The sequence below is a fragment of the Tamlana sp. s12 genome, assembly GCF_016767215.1.
Lineage (GTDB): Bacteria > Bacteroidota > Bacteroidia > Flavobacteriales > Flavobacteriaceae > Pseudotamlana > Pseudotamlana agarivorans.
This window is the reverse complement of the sequence record NZ_CP068547.1, coordinates 2113759-2131656: the sequence shown is the minus strand read 5'-3', so window position 1 is coordinate 2131656 and position 17898 is coordinate 2113759. Positions and strand designations below refer to the sequence as shown.

At 35.0% G+C, this 17898-nt stretch carries 18 protein-coding genes; 12 read left to right on the top strand and 6 right to left on the bottom strand.

The genetic code is table 11. The features are described 5' to 3' along the window. Nucleotides 1–22 precede the first annotated feature (22 nt). Nucleotides 23–883, bottom strand: a complete 861-nt coding sequence (rlmF, locus tag JJL45_RS09400; protein ID WP_068604426.1) for a 23S rRNA (adenine(1618)-N(6))-methyltransferase RlmF — start codon at nt 881–883, stop codon at nt 23–25. A 243-nt stretch (nt 884–1126) separates the two neighbouring features. Between rlmF and JJL45_RS09395 the strand changes: the two genes are divergently transcribed. Further along, nucleotides 1127–1783, top strand: coding sequence for an HAD family hydrolase (locus JJL45_RS09395; RefSeq protein ID WP_068604428.1), 657 nt, complete (start codon nt 1127–1129; stop codon nt 1781–1783). Here JJL45_RS09395 and JJL45_RS09390 read toward each other — a convergent pair. Beyond that, nucleotides 1780–1944 (bottom strand): hypothetical protein, encoded by a 165-nt coding sequence (locus JJL45_RS09390; RefSeq protein WP_202664117.1) that lies wholly within the window; start codon nt 1942–1944, stop codon nt 1780–1782. The two genes, JJL45_RS09395 and JJL45_RS09390, sit on opposite strands and share 4 nt — an antisense overlap. Before the next feature lie 7 nt (nt 1945–1951). After that, on the bottom strand, nt 1952–2395 hold the full coding sequence (gene mscL, locus JJL45_RS09385) for a large conductance mechanosensitive channel protein MscL (protein WP_068604430.1): 444 nt from the start codon (nt 2393–2395) through the stop codon (nt 1952–1954). A gap of 207 nt (nt 2396–2602) precedes the next feature. Here mscL and JJL45_RS09380 point away from each other — a divergent pair, with 207 nt between their 5' ends. Both JJL45_RS09380 and JJL45_RS09375 read left to right on the top strand, forming a co-directional pair. Then, a complete protein-coding gene (locus tag JJL45_RS09380) occupies nt 2603–3205 on the top strand; it encodes a SatD family protein (protein WP_068604432.1) in 603 nt (200 codons plus the stop codon). Next, nucleotides 3199–3915, top strand: coding sequence for a DUF3307 domain-containing protein (locus JJL45_RS09375; protein WP_068604434.1), 717 nt, complete (start codon nt 3199–3201; stop codon nt 3913–3915). Before JJL45_RS09380 ends, JJL45_RS09375 begins: the two co-directional genes overlap by 7 nt. Here the strand turns inward: JJL45_RS09375 and JJL45_RS09370 are convergent. The 3 genes from JJL45_RS09370 to JJL45_RS09360 all read right to left on the bottom strand — a co-directional run bounded on the left by JJL45_RS09370 (nt 3912) and on the right by JJL45_RS09360 (nt 9852). Beyond that, nucleotides 3912–4319, bottom strand: a complete 408-nt coding sequence (locus JJL45_RS09370) for a DM13 domain-containing protein (RefSeq protein ID WP_068604436.1) — start codon at nt 4317–4319, stop codon at nt 3912–3914. The two genes, JJL45_RS09375 and JJL45_RS09370, sit on opposite strands and share 4 nt — an antisense overlap. A gap of 72 nt (nt 4320–4391) precedes the next feature. Then, nucleotides 4392–7595 carry a cytochrome c biogenesis protein gene (ccsA, locus tag JJL45_RS09365; protein ID WP_068604438.1) on the bottom strand — a complete coding sequence of 1068 codons (3204 nt, stop codon included), beginning with the start codon at nt 7593–7595 and terminating at the stop codon, nt 4392–4394. Nucleotides 7596–9456: 1861 nt separating this feature from the next. After that, the gene (locus tag JJL45_RS09360; RefSeq protein WP_068604440.1) at nt 9457–9852 is read right to left on the bottom strand and encodes a group III truncated hemoglobin; all 396 of its coding nucleotides are present in this window, start codon (nt 9850–9852) and stop codon (nt 9457–9459) included. Nucleotides 9853–9909: 57 nt separating this feature from the next. Here JJL45_RS09360 and JJL45_RS09355 point away from each other — a divergent pair, with 57 nt between their 5' ends. The 9 genes from JJL45_RS09355 (at nt 9910) to JJL45_RS09315 (ending at nt 17635) form a co-directional block, all read left to right on the top strand. Next, nucleotides 9910–10677, top strand: coding sequence for a Rossmann-like and DUF2520 domain-containing protein (locus tag JJL45_RS09355; protein ID WP_068604442.1), 768 nt, complete (start codon nt 9910–9912; stop codon nt 10675–10677). Continuing rightward, nucleotides 10658–11188: a KdsC family phosphatase gene (locus tag JJL45_RS09350; RefSeq protein WP_067147579.1), complete on the top strand. Its 531-nt coding sequence runs from the start codon at nt 10658–10660 to the stop codon at nt 11186–11188. The genes JJL45_RS09355 and JJL45_RS09350 overlap by 20 nt, the downstream gene beginning before the upstream one ends. 183 nt (nt 11189–11371) lie before the next feature. Then, the gene (locus JJL45_RS09345; RefSeq protein ID WP_262895006.1) at nt 11372–12304 is read left to right on the top strand and encodes a geranylgeranylglycerol-phosphate geranylgeranyltransferase; all 933 of its coding nucleotides are present in this window, start codon (nt 11372–11374) and stop codon (nt 12302–12304) included. Between the two features lie 158 nt (nt 12305–12462). Next, nucleotides 12463–13056, top strand: a complete 594-nt coding sequence (locus JJL45_RS09340) for a Maf-like protein (RefSeq protein WP_068604446.1) — start codon at nt 12463–12465, stop codon at nt 13054–13056. A 30-nt stretch (nt 13057–13086) separates the two neighbouring features. Further along, nucleotides 13087–14046 carry a septum formation inhibitor Maf gene (locus tag JJL45_RS09335; protein ID WP_068604573.1) on the top strand — a complete coding sequence of 320 codons (960 nt, stop codon included), beginning with the start codon at nt 13087–13089 and terminating at the stop codon, nt 14044–14046. A 340-nt stretch (nt 14047–14386) separates the two neighbouring features. Then, nucleotides 14387–14938, top strand: a complete 552-nt coding sequence (locus tag JJL45_RS09330) for a mechanosensitive ion channel domain-containing protein (protein ID WP_067147570.1) — start codon at nt 14387–14389, stop codon at nt 14936–14938. 80 nt (nt 14939–15018) lie between these two features. Then, a complete protein-coding gene (gene corA, locus JJL45_RS09325; RefSeq protein ID WP_068604448.1) occupies nt 15019–16095 on the top strand; it encodes a magnesium/cobalt transporter CorA in 1077 nt (358 codons plus the stop codon). 323 nt (nt 16096–16418) lie between these two features. Next, entirely contained in the window at nt 16419–17237 is an 819-nt protein-coding gene (locus JJL45_RS09320; RefSeq protein WP_068604451.1) for a hypothetical protein, read from the top strand. Nucleotides 17238–17383: 146 nt separating this feature from the next. Continuing rightward, nucleotides 17384–17635 carry a hypothetical protein gene (locus JJL45_RS09315; protein WP_068604454.1) on the top strand — a complete coding sequence of 84 codons (252 nt, stop codon included), beginning with the start codon at nt 17384–17386 and terminating at the stop codon, nt 17633–17635. Nucleotides 17636–17898: the final 263 nt, after the last annotated feature.

Here is a 17898-nt window from a genome sequence, read left to right as displayed (position 1 = left end):
TATTCCTTTTATTACGATCCCTCTATTGAAACGTCCATGCTACTATTCGAGACAATTTATTGCCTTGTCCCATTTCTATAACTTTTACTTCGGTAGCACCTAATTTTTTAAGTGAGGTTTTTAAGCCTCGTATCAAGTCTTTTTTAGACACTAAACTTGTAAACCAGAGGCACTGTTCTTTATAAAAAGTACTTTCAAAAATATAATTATGCAAAAACGCCTTCTCGCCTCCACGATACCATAATTCATTTTGGGTACCAGAAAAGTTTCTGATCACCTGCCCTACTTCATTTTTTAAACCTTTTAACTTTTTTATGGTGGCCTCTAAAGCTTCAGCTTCCGATTTAAAAAATGGCGGATTACAAAGCGAAACCGAAAAACTATCAGCTTCATTTACCACACCTTTTAAAATATGAGAAGCATCTTGTTGTTTCCTTAGCGTTATCGCAGTATTCAGCTCATTTTTATCTATGATTTTCTGAGCATAAGCTAAGGATTTATCATCTATATCGGTGCCCACAAAGGTCCATCCATATTCTGCTTGTCCCAAAATAGGATAAATACAACTTGCCCCGGTACCAATGTCTAAAACCTTAATATGACTGTTAATTCCTGAAGCTTCTAAAAAACCTGCTATATGATGGATATAGTCCACGCGGCCAGGGATAGGCGGACATAAATTGGTATCTGGAAACTCCCAGAACTTTATGTTATAATATTGAAAAAGCAAAGCCGTATTCAAAGCTTTAACCGCCTTAGGGTTAGCAAAATCTATGGTTTGGGTGTTGTATTTATTTTCAAAAACATAGATTTTCAATTCGGGATACACGAGTATTAAGGCCTCAAGATCGTAGCCCGATTTATGCTTGTTTTTGGGATGCATATTTGAATGTGTTTTGATAGTAATTCAATTAAATGATAAAATACACGCTTTAAACGCCTTCAGGCTACAAAGTTTAAAATAATTTCGCTTTAAAGGAGTCTTATTTTCAATTTATGCAAGGTACTTGTAAAAATTAGTGTTTTTTAAGAGTTCGCTTTCGCGGAATTAGTCTCACTTCAATTTTCGAGAAACTAGACCTTTTAAACTTTTTAATCTTATTATATTTACACAAAAAAAATTGAGATGTTAAAAGCGGTTATTTTTGATATGGATGGGGTAATTATTGACAGCGAACCCATGCACAACAAGGCTTATCACGATATGTTTAATGAAGTAGGTATTGATGTTTCAAAAGACCTATACGAATCCTTTACTGGGCAATCTACCATCAATATTTGTAAGCGTTTGTGTGATCATTTTAATTTGGATCAGGCTCCCGAAACCTTAGTTCAGCGTAAGCGTCATTATTTTAAACATTTTTTTGAACACAACTCTTCTTTAGGGTTAATTGACGGGGTTTTAGATTTAATTAAGGATTACCATAGCAATGGTTTAACTTTGGTTTTAGGATCTTCTGCGGCGATGACCAGCATCAATCAAATTTTTGATAGATTCGATTTGCATCAATATTTTACAGCGAAATTTAGCGGTGGGGATTTAAAAGAATCTAAGCCACATCCAGAAATTTTTATTAAGTCTGCTGAAGCTACGGGATTCAAAAAAGAAGAATGTATGGTTATTGAAGACTCTACCAATGGGATGAAAGCAGCCAAAAATGCTGACATTTTTTGTGTGGGTTACGACAGCTTTCACTCTAAAAATCAAGATTACTCTATTGCCGATATGGTTATTAGCGATTTCAAAGAGATTTCATACGATAAAATAACAAAGCTTTTTTAAGCCTCACCATCATCTTTTTGCGCATTAGCTTTTTGAATAATAGCCTTTAAACGTTCTTTTCGTAAAGTAGCTTCTGCTCTTTTTTTGTTTTCTTTTCTAGCCATGAGCTTGGAATGTTTGGCTTTATTTTTTGTGTTTTTTTCTCTTCCTGTTTTAGCCATAGCCGTTTTATTTTTTAGATTTTAATAACGCGTTTTGCTCTTCCATAAGTGTGGTAAGTCTGGATAATAACTCAATATCTTTAGGAGGCGCCACTGCCTTATCCTTGGTATCGTGTGCTCTTTTGCGCAATCGGTTCATAAATTTAACCACTACAAAAACGGTAAAACCTACAACTAAAAAATCGACTAGCGCCTCACCCAAAGCCCCATAACCTATTGCAATTTCTTCCTTGGCAATTGCCCCAGAAGCATCTAAAACAGCATCTTTTAGAATCAGTTTTTTATCTTCAAAATTAACACCATCGGTTAGTAAGGATAAAGGTGGTAAAAATATTTTTTTCACTAAAACATCAATCACCTTATTAAAAGACGCCCCTATTATAATCCCCACAGCCATGTCGATCATGTTCCCCTTTACGGCAAATTCTTTAAACTCTTTTAGTAATTTCATAGGCTATTAATCGTAATTTTTAAGACCGCAAAGATATTCTATTTCAGAAAAAATATTAACAATTCAACTGAATGATTTTATCATCTCAAAGACTAATAATTACAAATATTAGCAAATTAACTAATAATTAAGTTTATTAGTTTTTAAGCTAATAATTTGCTGTATTAAATAAAAAAGAATACATTTGATAAAACATTAGTTTTTAAAATGATAAGCATTATAACAGGCGATATAATAAACTCTAAGGAAAGCTCACCCCAAAACTGGCTGGAAGCCCTTAAGTCTATTTTAAACCATTTTGGTGAAACGCCTAGCCAATGGGAGATTTACAGAGGTGATAGCTTTCAATTGGAGGTTGCTCCTGGTGAGGCCTTACACGCCTGTATTTTAATAAAAGCGACCATAAAACAGTTTAAAAACATTGATGTACGCCTAGCTATTGGCCTTGGAAAAAAGTCGTTCACCTCAAAAAACATCACAGAATCTAACGGAGAAGCCTTTATAAATTCTGGGGAGTGTTTTGAAAATTTAAAGAAAACCACTCTAGCCATAAAATCGCCGTTTACTGAGTTTGACACCACCATAAACATCATGTTAGAATTGGCGCAACTTACCATAAATCATTGGACGAGTACTTCGGCAACCTTAATAAAAACCACTTTAGAGCACCCTAACTACAATCAAAATGAATTGGCAGAACTCCTTGATAAAACCCAAGGAAACATCAGTCAGGGTTTAAAACGTGCTGGTTTAGACGAGCTCAACAAACTTTTAAACTACTATAAAACACAAATACAAAATCTATGTTAGTTCTGGCTCTTAAATTATTTTTAGCGCACTTTATTGGCGATTTTGTATGTCAGCCAAACGCATGGGTTCGTCATAAAGAAAAACACAAACACCAATCGAAATACCTTTATTGGCATGTTTTTGTGCATTTTGTAGTCCTTATTATTCTGTTGCAATTCGATTTCAGTTATTGGATAGGTATTACACTTATTACGGTTTCGCATTTTATAATAGATTTGGCTAAACTTCATTTAAACGATCGCACTAACAATCGCATACTATTCGCTCTAGACCAATTGGCTCACTTTATTATTATAGGGCTTGTTCTGTCTATTTATTACCCTTTTAAAGTTGACCTCCACTTTATTTTTGAAGCCAAGACCTTACTACTTCTAACAAGCTTTGTATGTTTAACCCAGGTGACTTCGGTGGTTATGAAAACCATTATTTCTAAATGGGATTTGAAAGATTTTGATAACGAATCTTCACTAAAAGATGCAGGTGCTTATATAGGTATTTTAGAACGCCTGTTTGTTTTTATGTTTATTATAACCAATCACTGGGAAGGTGTTGGTTTTTTAATAGCAGCAAAATCGGTATTTCGCTTTGGAGATTTATCAAAAGCAAAAGACCGAAAATTAACAGAATACGTTTTAATTGGTACCCTATTAAGTTTCGGTCTTGCTATTTTAATAGCCTTAGGCTATAATTATATTTCAAATTTAATTTAATTCATTTCTAGAACGGCCTGCCCAAAATTAACTCCAAAAGGCACGCACCAAACGATAACATGGTCATATTCTGAAAAATCTATATCTTCAGGAGTGGCATATTCATAATTCCCGTCTAAGCCTTTTAAAGACCCTAAACTAATATATTTAGTAGCGTCTTCATCTGTAGCCAAATACAGTTCCAATGAAGGACCGTCATCAGACTTAAAATTAGTAAGGTTTAAAAGGGTATGTTCTTCATTTATATCGGCAATCCCCGATGTTGGGTGAGCCTTAGATTCAAATTCCCCTCGGTACGAAGCCTTCTCCGGTATCATATCATCCGTGCTATCGTTACTATCATCATCAGAAGAGCAAGCAGCTAAAGTAAATACGCTTAAAAAAAGTAATAAATAGGTTTTCATATGATTAGTATAAAGTTAGTATGACTTTTAAGTCGGAAAAAACTTCAAACTTTACACCAAGCTTACAAAAAATTACTTTTTATAGTATTTCGCATATCCTCGGTAAGAGAAAAATCCTAAAATAGCGATTAGAACGCAAGCAATCGCAATAAATTTCACACTTACAATTTGATCACCACTAGCATAACTGTGTAGACCAGCCAGGTAGAAATTCACCCCAAAATAGGTCATTAAAATACTCGCAAAAGCGACAATAGAAAGTAGATTATAAATCCAACGACCACGTAAACCAGGTACCAAACGCATGTGAATTACAAAGGCATAAATCATGATACTAATAAGCGCCCAAGTTTCTTTAGGATCCCAACCCCAATAACGCCCCCAGCTTTCGTTAGCCCACATACCTCCTAAAAAGTTTCCAATAGTAAGCATCACTAAACCAACAGTAAGTGCCATTTCGTTTATTACGGTAAGCTCCTTAATGTTTAAGTCCATTTTAGTTTTATTGGTCTTGTTCGTGAAAATCATTAAAAACAGCGATACAATACCTAAAATCATCCCTAAAGTAAAAGGACCATAACTTGCCACGATAACCGCCACATGAATCATTAACCAGTAACTATTTAATACAGGTTGTAGGTTAGCAATAGCTGGATCCATCCAATTCCAGTGGGCAATCATCAATATCATAGACGTCACAAAAGCCGTAGAAGCCAATGTTAAATCACTTTTTCGTCCAAAAATTAATCCGAATAACATGGTCGCCCAAGCCACATAAATCATCGATTCGTAAGCATCACTCCAAGGTGCATGCCCCGAAATGTACCATCTTGTAATTAATCCTGCGGTATGCAATACAAACAGTGCCACAATGATATACTTAAATATAGTTACACCGGTGTTTATCCATTTGTGTTTATCGTTAAAAATCTGAACAATAAGTAACACAAACATGAAGGTTCCCGCATACATATACCAGCTAAATAGCTTTTTAAAGATATCGTATTTGTTATATAGGATTTCGGTTTTAATTTTTTTATCGCTTAGCATCACCTCGGCGCCATAACGCTCTTGCGTTTTCTTAAACGCCGTTAGCAGTTTATTAGCTTCGTCGAAATTCCCTGTTTGTTTTGCTTCATTAAGCTTGAATAAATACGTTCTGAAACCATTTTTCACAAAATTGCTGTACAAAGAATCTTTAATCACCGAGATATCCTGAGCATAATCGTAAGTAGAAATCCACTTATTATTTGAATCTTCAGGAATTGGGAAAATTTTTAAAGACATCCCTTCAATAGCATTATAGAGCAAACTAACACGTTGGTCGGTTTCCTTAAATTCCTTTTGAAATCCGTTAGGCACTTGTGCTTTATAGGCTTCTTCTAAAAACGGTGCTAACCTATACTCGCCTCTTTCAGTAAAGAAATCGGCTAAAGCCACGTACTTCGCATCTTTAGGCGCATTAATTAAATGTCTAATAGAATCACCCTTTTTAGGCTTTAGGTAAATGATAGGTACATTATACCATAACATCGGACTCTCTTGAATGGATAAGAAAACTTGATTCGCGTCAAAATTTTCGTAATCATCATGCTTACTCAACTTACGCAATAACTCGGATGCATAGGTGTTTATAGGCATCATACGTCCGCTTAAATCCTGAATCACTAAGTGACCAAATTTATCGGCGTGTTCTTTAGGGGTTATATTTTTCTGAAGAATAGAATCGATTTGTTCCTTTGTAGGCTTGGAGTGATTATGACCGTCGTCTGGGCTATGCGCGCCATGATCATGGTTTTGAGCGATTCCAGACAAACTGAAACAAAGCCCCAATACCGTTAATAGTTTAGCCTTTTTAGATTTTATTTTAGCCAACTGTCTTCTCAAGTCTCCAAACCGAGAATGTTTGGTAAAAATGATAGCAAGCAAACCAAAGTACAGCATGAAGTAACCGATATAAGTTATTAAAGTTCCCCAATAATCGTGGTTTACAGATAGAATAGTACCTTTTTCATCGGGATCAAAACTCGATTGGAAAAAGCGAAATCCGCGGTGATCTAAGATATTATTCATATAAATTTTATAATCGAAATCATCTTGAGTGTCATCAATGACGGTTACTTCACTAGAGAAAGCAGCGTATCCATTTTCTGTTCCTGGGTAACGTTCGGCTTCAAAATCATTAAGTTTTATTGCAAAAGGCAATTCTAAAACTTTAGAACCATATTTCAAGGCAATATCTAAACCTCCAACTGAAATTTGTTTAAATGTTCCACTACTTCCTTTATTACCAAGAACAGCAACGGTTTTAGACTCGCCATTAGAGCTTACACGTAGTTTAACACCATCGGTAGTACTACTTTTTAACAAAGCAGACCCTTCAACAATATCAAACTCCCCTTTTACAACAGGCTTAGGAAATACCATTTGCATGTTTCCTATAACATATCTCGAACGTAAAATTAAAGGCTGTAAGCTGTCTTTAACCAATTTACCTTGAGCCATAGTGGCCATGGTCATGTATTCACCTTCAAATGGCGATTTAATAGTAAGCTCGTCATTTGCATAGTTGATATTAATCGCGCCTTCAGTAGGTTTGTTTAAAGCCACTAAAATACCGTGAACACTTTGCACCTCACCTACTTTAAGAAAATGATTATGAGGTCCACTGCTTCCTGCTTCTACTAATTTCAAATATTCTTCGCCGTTTTCATTCGGTACGATATCTTCTTCAGCACCAACAATAAATTTCTCTAAAGTGATCTTTACAGGCTGCTGATTGTATTTGGTGTCTATTTCAAAATGATTTTCCATACGTCCTGAAAAATCAACCTCACGCTCTATTGGCAAACGCTGTGGGACACCATCAATTTCATAATCGCCATCAATAAAAGCTGTAATGTATGTTTTTTGAGAAAGAAACGTGTTTTCCGTAGCACCCTCACGAATAGCCATCATCCCTTCATAACTAATATATCTTGTGATAAAAGCACCTAAAAGAATAAAAATAAAAGCCAAGTGCAGAATAAAAGTTGCCCATTTTTCCTTTTTGTACAAACGAAAACGCACCACATTCCCTAAAAAGTTAACAATAAAAAACCCCATAATGGCTTCAAACCACCAAGCATTATAGATTAAGTTTCTAGTGTAAGGTGTAGGTGATGTTTCTTGTCCGGCATCTAAAAAAGTCCCTACCGCCATGGAAGCTGCAAATACGATAAATAAAACGGCTGTAACTTTGGTAGAAAATAAAATGTTGGCGAGTTTTTTCTGCATAATGAATTGCCTTTTTTGAGGTCGCGCAAATTTAAGGATTTAAGTTTGTTTTGAAGTGTTAAAGTATTCAAAAAATAGAGGCTAATTCAATGAGTTGTAGGTTGAATTGCTGCCTTTATATTGGTAACGCCTTTCTTTCTGAAACTTTGAGGTGTGTTTTATTTCATGAAGAAATATAAAGGCTTCATTATGTCATTTATTCTCTGTAAAGCTCTGTGTTTTCTCTGTGTAGCTTTGCGTAAAAATGTTATTTCACTGAGATCCGCTGAGTTCCACAGAGACACACAAAGGCTTCTATTTGCTTTTAAATCTCCTTGAAACTCTGCGTTTTCTCTGTGTAGCTTTGTATAATTAAGCTTTTACGCTGAGATGCCCTGAGTTCCACAGAGACACACAAAGAATGTATTCTAATTATCACTTTCGATAAAGCTCTGCGTTTTCTCTGTGTAGCTTTGTGTAAAAATGTTATTTCACTGAGATCCGCTGAGTTTACACAGAGACACACAAAGGCTTCTATTTGCTTATAAATCTCCGTGAAGCTCTGCGTTTTCTCTGTGTAGCTTTGCGTAAAAATGTTATTTCACTGAGATTCACTGAGTTTTTACAGAGACACACAAAGGCTTCTATTTGCTTGTAAATCTCCGTGAAGCTCTGTGTTTCTCTGTGTAGCTTTGCGTAAAAATGTTATTTCACTGAGATTCACTGAGTTTTTACAGAGACACACAAAGGCTTCTATTTGCTTGTAAATCTCCGTGAAGCTCTGTGTTTCTCTGTGTAGCTTTGTGTAAAAATGTTATTTCACTGAGATCCGCTGAGTTTGCACAGAGACACACAAAGGCTCCTATTTGCTTGTAAATCTCCGTGAGGCTCTGTGTTTCTCTGTGTAGCTTTGTGTAAAAATGTTATTTCACTGAGATCCGCTGAGTTTGCACAGAGACACACAAAGGCTCCTATTTGCTTGTAAATCTCCGTGAGGCTCTGTGTTTCTCTGTGTAGCTTTGTGTAAAAATGTTATTTCACTGAGATCCGCTGAGTTTGCACAGAGACACACAAAGGCTCCTATTTGCTTGTAAATCTCCGTGAGGCTCTGTGTTTTCTCTATGTAGCTTTGCGTAAAAATGTTATTTCACTGAGATGCGCTGAGTTTACACAGAGACACACAAAAGCTCCCATTTACTTGTAAATCTCCGTGAAGCCCTGTGTTTCTCTGTGTAGCTTTGTGTAAAAATGTTATTTCACTGAGATGCGCTGAGTTTGCACAGAGACACACAAAGGCTCCTATTTGCTTGTAAATCTCCGTGAGGCTCTGTGTTTTCTCTATGTAGCTTTGTGTAAAAATGTTATTTCACTGAGATCCGCTGAGTTTGCACAGAGACACGCAAAGGCTCCTATTTGCTTGTAAATCTCCGTGAGGCTCTGTGTTTCTCTGTGTAGCTTTGTGTAAAAATGTTATTTCACTGAGATCCGCTGAGTTTTTACAGAGACACACAAAGGCTCCTATTTGCTTGTAAATCTCCATGAAGCTCTGTGTATCTCTGTGTAGCTTTGTGTAAAAATGTTATTTCACTGAGATCCGCTGAGTTTTTACAGAGACACACAAAGGCTCCTATTTGCTTGTAAATCTCCATGAAGCTCTGTGTATCTCTGTGTAGCTTTGTGTAAAAATGTTATAACACTGAGATTCGCTGAGTTTACACGAGACACACAAAGGCTCCTATATGCTTATAAATCTCCGTGAAGCTCTGTGTTTCTCTGTGTAGCTTTGTGTAGCTTTGTGTAAAAATGTTATTTCACTGAGATCCGCAGAGTATACACAGAGACACACAGAGAAAAATTATGTGATTGTAAAATACGATTATACCTACCCCCGATTCCCTCGCGCTTCGAATATTTTTAGGTATAAAAAAGTGCCCATTTTACGAGCACGATGCTTGGCATTTTGGGCGTAATCGCCTTCAAAAAGTTCGTCAATTGTTTTAAACCATAGGTTTAGCCACAGTCCGAAATGACGCTCGTTTATGATATGATTATTTTCTTGATCGACTTTTATATGCGCCTCTAAAGGATTACCCAAATACTTGGTTTTTAGAAACAAACTGGCTTCCCAGAAATTGGTTAAATTTTCGATATGCGCAGGCCAATCTTTAATTAAATCATTAAAAAACGGGCCTAATTCTGCATCGCTACGGATTTTATCATAGAAAGAGGAAACTAACAAAAACACGTCGTCTCTGGTTTTAATATCTTTTTTCTCCATAACACAAAGATAGAACAATAGGTTTTTAAATAGGCTAATATTACCTATTTTAGCGGCATGATTTCAGTAGTAATTCTTGGCGCGGGAAACGTGGCCACACACTTATTTAAAGCGTTTAATAAAACGAACGAAGTTTCTGTAATACAATGGTATAACCGAACTTTGGACAAGCTAAAACCATACAGTAAACAGGTTAATACCTGCGATAATCTAGATGATTTAGTTGATGCAGATCTATATATTCTAACGGTTAGCGACGATAGTATAGCTGAACTTTCTTCAAAATTACCTTTTGAGGACAAATTGGTCGTGCATACTTCGGGAAGCGTTGGTGTTTATGATTTGGATAAAAAACTCAAACGTGGCGTGCTGTATCCCTTACAAACCTTTAGTAAAGATGCCGATGTCGATTTCGCCAATGTACCTATTTGCATTGAAACCATTGATAAAAAAAGTTATCCTTTACTTAAAAAAGTAGCTGTAAGTCTAGGATCTCCAACCAAGCGGGTGAATAGCGATCAACGTCGCACCCTGCATTTAGCGGCTGTTTATGTGAATAATTTCACCAACCAGCTTTATCGCATTGCTCATGAAATTACTGAAAGTGAAGGTGCCGAATTCGACATGCTAAAACCTTTAATTCTGGAAACAGCTAAAAAAGTTCAAGACATGTCGCCTTATATGGCGCAAACTGGCCCTGCCAAGCGCAACGATAAAAAAACTATAAATGCGCATTTAAAATTATTGGAAAAACAAGAGCACAAAGACATCTATAAGCTACTAACAAAATCAATTCAACATACCCATGGAAGAAAAAAGCTATAAAGAATACCTAGAACATATTACCACATTTATTTTTGATGTTGATGGCGTTTTAACAGACGGATCGGTAACCGTTACCACATCTGGAGAAATGTTAAGAACTATGAACACGAAAGACGGCTACGCTTTGAGTACTGCCGCAGCTCAAGGTTATAATATCTGTATTATTTCTGGTGGTAAAAATGAAGGTGTGAGAGTTCGATTAGAAAACCTGGGTATTAAAGACATTTACTTAGGTGCTAAAAATAAAATTGAACAGTTAGAAGATTATTTTAAAAAGAATAACATCAACGCTGAAAACGTCCTATACATGGGCGATGATATACCAGACTACCCGGTGATGCAAATTATAGGCCTACCTTGTTGTCCGCAAGACGCCGTACCTGAAATAAAAAACATTTCAAAATACATTTCACATAAAAAAGGTGGCGAAGGCGCTGTAAGAGATGTTATTGAACAGGTTCTGAAAATTCAGAGTAAATGGAGTGGGAATTTTTCGGCGCATCATCATTAGTTTATGGGTTTCAGGTTTAAAGTTTAAAGTCTAAGCGATATTAAATATTAAATGGTAAATATTAGATAGGCAGAAAAAATTAAACACAGTTTAAAAGTCAATAGTCAATAATAAATTGCCCTATGCTATATGCCGTAAGCCACACAAATAATCAATAATCAATAGTAAATCACAAATCATCCCTTGTCCCCCGTCAAAGCCTTTTTAAACCTCATTCGTTGGAAAAACCTGATTATGATTGTCTTAGTACAATTCCTAATCAAGTACGCGCTTTTGGAGCCTTTTGGCATTGATACGGCTTTGGATTTTGTAGGGATTTCAGTTTTGTCACTAGCGACCACTTGTATTGCTGCAGCTGGAAATATTATCAACGACATTAACGATATTGAAACCGATTTCGTTAATAAGCCCGATAAGATCATTATTGGTTCTGGCATTTCAGAAAAAGCAGCGTATAATCTTTTCATCACTTTCAATATTATTGGTGTTGCCTTAGGATTTTACTTGTCACACGCCGTAAACAAAGCGCCATTTTTCACGATATTCGTGTTAATATCCGCTTTGCTTTATGTGTACTCCACCACCTTAAAACAAATGCCTTTAATTGGTAATTTAGTTATTTCAGTACTGGTTGGGTTAAGCTTAATTATTGTCGGTTTATTTGATTTATTACCTGTGATGACGCCACAAAACCGAGAGATACAACTCACCCTTTTTGAAGTCATTTGGCATTATGCCTTATTTGCCTTCATGCTCAATCTGCTTCGAGAAATCGCAAAAGACCTAGAAGATATTAACGGCGACTACAAAGCTGGCATGAACACTTTACCCATTGCTATGGGAAGAGCCCGAACCCGAACGATTTTAATAATTTTTAGCATCATTCCGCTCCTAGCTGTCATTTATTATGTTATCAACACCTTATATAACATTCAAGTGGCGGTTCTTTATTTTTTAGCTCTGGTAGTAGCGCCGCTAATTTTCACCTTCATTAAAACCTGCTACGCCAAATCGAAGCAAGATTACCATCAACTTAGTAATCTCTATAAATTAGTCATGCTATTCGGGATGCTTTCCTTACTTTTATACAAGTTTGCATTACCAGTTCATATTTGAAATTACCGTAAAAGAAAATCTTGATTTTTTTCCTTTATATAATGAAGAAAAATAAAGCATAGCCCAAGCTACGGTTTCTTTTTATTCTGAAATAGAAAGAAAAAAAGGAGCGTTTTATTACTGTAATTTCAAATAAGAAATGGTATAAATATTAATTCATGATTAACGACGCTTTAAAAAACTTTCATATCATCTTGGCTTCGGGATCGCCACGCCGACAAGAATTCTTTAAGAATTTGGATTTAGATTTTGAAATTCGTTTAAAACCAGTAAAAGAGGAATATCCCTCAAGACTCACCCATTTTGAAATCAGTAATTATTTAGCCCAACTGAAAGCCTTACCGTTTAAAGATGAGTTACAAGCCAAAGACATCCTTATTACCAGTGATACCATTGTTTGGCACAACAACAAAGCCTTAGGTAAACCAGAAAATGCAGAAGAAGCTTTCCGTATTTTAAAATCCCTTAGCGATACGACACACGAAGTGATTACATCGGTGTGTTTTACAACCCCGACCTTCGAAAAAACCTTGCATAACATCACAAAAGTTACTTTTAAACCTTTAAGTGATGATGAAATTACATACTACATTGAAAAAGACCATCCTTTCGATAAAGCAGGTGCTTACGGTATTCAGGATTGGATCGGACAAATTGGTGTGACCAAAATAGAAGGTTCTTATTTTAATGTCATGGGACTGCCTGTGCATCTGGTTTATAAAACTTTAAACGCCATTGCAGAAGAAAAATAAGATTGTAACTTTATGGGTAAAATCCTTGTTATGAAACTATTTACTTCTAAACCCTTTATAAAACAGAGTATCTTTGGGCTATGCGTTTTGATGCTATCCTGCAACCAAAAACCATCCGCAGAACATCAATCATCTAGTTCGGAAGTTGATGTAACTGAAACGAAATCCGTGAAAACGTCATCAACCAAAACCCCATTATCATCAGAATTTAAAAGCTATTGGTATGCCGGTGAAGCTGAAATATCTTCATACAAACTGGAACAAGCCCGTTACGGAGAAATTCGCCAAGGCACAGCCGTTTTAATTTTTGTTACTGAAGATTTTCTTCCAGATATACAAGTTAAAGCCGATCGCCGAAATGATGAAACCATTCCCGTTTTAAAACTAAACGCCACAAAAAATTTCAATACGGGCATTTACCCCTACAGCATCATGCAGAGTGTTTTCTATCCGGTTTCGAACAATCAACATGCTTTAAAACTTTCGACTTCGGTGCAAGAATGGTGCGGACATGTTTACACGCAATTGAATAACAAAACGGCTTTTGAAATCGCTTCCCACTCCTATTTTCAGGGCGAAGCCGATAAACATTTCAGCCTCAATAAATCTATTTTAGAAAACGAACTCTGGACACAGCTGCGTATCAATCCGCAATCACTACCAACGGGCAACTTGCAAATCATTCCAGCTTTTGAATTTATCAGATTAAAACACAAACCATTACAAGCATATGCTGCGACAGCAACTTTGGAAGCGGATAGCTATACTGTACATTATCCAGAATTAGAACGCACCTTAAAAATTATGTTTAATCCCAAATTCCCTTATGATATTTTAAGTTGGGAGGAAACCTTTAGCAGCGGATTTGGTAAACAAGCAAAATCGCTTACCACCAAGGCAACCAAACTAAAAACCATCAAATCGGCCTATTGGAATTTAAATCATAATAAAGATGATAAATTAAGAGAATCGTTGCATTTAGATTCTTAATACACTGAAATCGTCCCTTTTTTATTTAAAAGATTTAATTTAAACTATCAATCTAAGGATTGTTTTTCAAAGGTATGTTTTTGGCCTATCGAAAATTTATCGTAAAATTTGAAGTGAAGTACCCGCAAAATTTTAGGCTGTTTGAGCCAACTAGGGCTTTCCGGAAATCACAGAATTTAATGGCGAGTTCCTAAAATTTAGGGAACAAACAAAAAATTTAGATAAAGTTTCGTCAGCCTAGATTTTTTTGATTCGTTTTTTCATCAATGGAAAAAATGAATTATTAGGACGAAATAAGATTCCAATGTATCTTTGATTAACTAAAAACGACTTATTTTATATGCTTGTAAATTTTCAAGAAGCTTATCAAAACGAACTTATTGTATCGGCAATAGTCATTTTTTCACTACTGATTTTGCGGTACATCATTAACTTCACCATTACTAAAGTGGCTCGAAAAAACGGCATTAACGATGCTCGAATTCGCTTAATGAAACGCTATGTTACGGTCAATTTTTTATTAGTAGGTCTTTTAATTGAATCGCTAATTTTCGGAACGGAATTTAAAGAACTGGCGGTTGTATTTTCATCTATTTTTGCAGTTATAGGTATTGGACTTTTCGCTATTTGGTCTATTCTTAGTAATATCACTTCAGGTATTATTATGTTTTTCAACTTTCCTTATAAAGTGGGTGATAAAATAGAAATTCACGATAAAGATTTCCCAATAACCGGTATCATTGAAGATATTAGAGCCTTTCAATTGCATTTACGACTGGACAACGGAAGTTTGGTAACTTACCCTAACAATCTCATGCTTCAAAAGGCAGTGTCATTAATTCAAAAAGACGCGATTGATGACATTCATGACGATGATGGCGATGCTGTTTAATTCATGAAGTTTCATTAACTTAGTCGGAAACCGTAATCAACCACTCATTATACTTTTTAACACAGACTACTTTCTTTTCCATGGCAAAAAAAACGAGAACAAAGCATTCTAAAAAAAAATTAGGTCAAGCGCCTGGAAGTGCAATATACACTGGAGAACGCACTAAAGAAAAACTGTTTATTGAAGCCTTCGATTACAATACAAGCCACTGTATTGTTAAGGAGCTGAATTCGGTTGAAGAAAGTTATAACTTCAAAAACTCCGATTCGGTGACATGGGTGAACCTCAACGGATTAAACCATGTGAATGCGATTGAATCTTTAGGGAATCATTTTAATTTACACCCTTTAGTGGTTGAGGATATTGTAAGTATTTCCCAGCGCCCTAAACTCGACGACTATGGCGAATACCTTTTTGTGGTGTTGAAAATGCTGTATTATAAAGATGATGATGAAGAAAACATCATTTCGGAACAAGTGAGTTTTGTTTTAGGCAAAAACTACGTACTCACATTCCAAGAATCGGAAGGCGATGTTTTTGATGCCGTTAGAGCACGTATCATCGCTGGGCGCGGAAGAGCCAGATCGTTAGGGTCTGATTATTTATTATACATTTTAGTTGATGCTATTGTAGACCATTACTTTAGCGTTATAGAACTCTTAGGAGATAAAGTTGAAGACTTTGAAAATGCTATTTTTTCAGGAAATGTTGACGATCAAACCAGTAAAAAAATTCGAGATTTAAAACACGAAATTCTTCGCATGCGCCGCTCTATTTTTCCGCTTCGGGAAATCCTTATCAAAATTGATAAAAATGAAAACCCGCTTATCGAGAAAAAAACAATCACTTTTTTTAGAGATATCTACGATCATTTAATTCAAGTTTCCGAGAGTATAGACATTTATAGAGAAATGGCTTCCAGTTTAATGGATATGTATATGACCGCTATTAGCAACAAAATGAACGAAGTCATGAAAGTACTAACCATCATGGCCTCCATTTTTATTCCACTAACCTTCATTGCAGGTGTTTACGGTATGAACTTCGAGTATATGCCGGAATTAAATTACAAATATGGCTATATTGTTGTTTGGGGTGTCATGATTGCCATGTTTTTAGCCATGTTATATTACTTTAAGCGTAAGAAGTGGTTGTAATATTGATTATTGTTTATTTACTATTGAATATTAATCTCTGCGGATTTCTAACAACGAGCTTGTTGAATGAGCTATGAATATTGAAAGTTAGAAACGAAAAGGTAATAGTTAATAATTAAAAGTGAACAGTGAAGAATTTAATAGTGAAGAATTTAATTTGGAGGTAAAAGTAAATTATAAGCCGCTCTGTTAGCTATTTTATATAGCATAGTTGTACCAAAAAAATCAACCCAAAACTATCCGAATAGTCCCATTAGCTAACGGCTGAATTTCAAAGACATATTTAGATCAAAATTTATCGTTAGTCAAGAAAAATACAGAAAATGACAAATCCGTTAAAAAAGGAAATTGATGACTTTTTGAATAAAATAGCTTTGTATGAATCCTTACATTATCAGACCAAAGTCCATTTGTCCAATACGATAAAACAAATTGAGAAAAAGCATGAATCAAATTCAGGTATTGAGCCTATCATAGGAACTAAGTTGATTATTGGTGATTTAACAGGAAAAAGTGCTAACGGCTGGAAATTAAACTATCCTACTGAGTTTCAAATAGAAATTAAAGGTCAAGAAGAGATGATAAAAAGCATAGATACTTTAATTTCTCAAAATGGAATGACTTTTTTAGCAAATTGTTACGAAATATTGGAAAGTTTTTTATTCAATATAATAGGAGAATTCCTTAACGTATACCCTACATACCAAAAACATTTAAAAGTTAAAAAAGAACTCTTAACTGATCAAAAAGAATTTCTACGAAAATATTACAGATCAAAGAATAATACAGCGTTATTAAAACTATTACGCGAAATTAGTCCTAACTATAAGGAATCTGAAAATCTAAATAATACTGATATAAATTTGAATGATTGGTATTATGTAATTACAAATGTTAGACATTCAATTGTACATTCACTTCACTTATTAGATACAAAAAAGCTAAATTTTAGTAAAAATCAAATGTTCATTTATAAGGCATTCTTTTCACACGAGGAAATTCAGGGTTCTTGGAAATTAATAATGACATATGAAGAAACAAAAAAACAAATAAATTTAATCGCAGAATTTGGGTTTATGATTTTCAAATCTTTATCTAATGAACAAAACGAAAACTGGAAAATCTTACACAATTTAAAATAAAAACCTTGGACAACACGGATATAATTTATTACTAGTCTCGACTACTCATAAAAATCCTTTCGGATTTTTTAATCAGTTTTTATTTAGTAAATTAGCCACTTAAATACGATAGTGTTCGTAAAGAATAATCCTTAAAATTAAAACATATGAGTAGTTTAAAAGATATTAAATCTGAAATTGAAAAATATGCAAAGGACTCAAACCTCACTGAATTACAAGTTATTGAGAAACTAGAAAAACACTACTTTAATAAAAAAGTAAACGATAATTTAAAGTTGTATAAAAAAGGGCAGAAAAAAGTAAGTGACATCACCAAAGACCTAAAAATTTCGCCAAGAAAGTTTTACGGCATTTTGAAAACCAAAAATATTGAACATAAGAAATATAATAAAGAGTGATTTAAAAAATTGACTAATTATTATTGATTATGGACGAATACCCCTGCTATTAAACTATATACCAACTTTGTCACACTGAACTTATTAGAGTTTCTTTGAAACTTTGAAGCTCTGAAACTCCCATCTCGCACACCCCTATTGGCTTCGCCATGTATCTTCTATAAAAACAATGTTTTCATCTCGACAGTCCTCAACGGGATATGAGCTCAGTTTCCTGTTCAACTTTTAGAAGTTGCTTCTCTCTAACTTTATAACCTTACAGC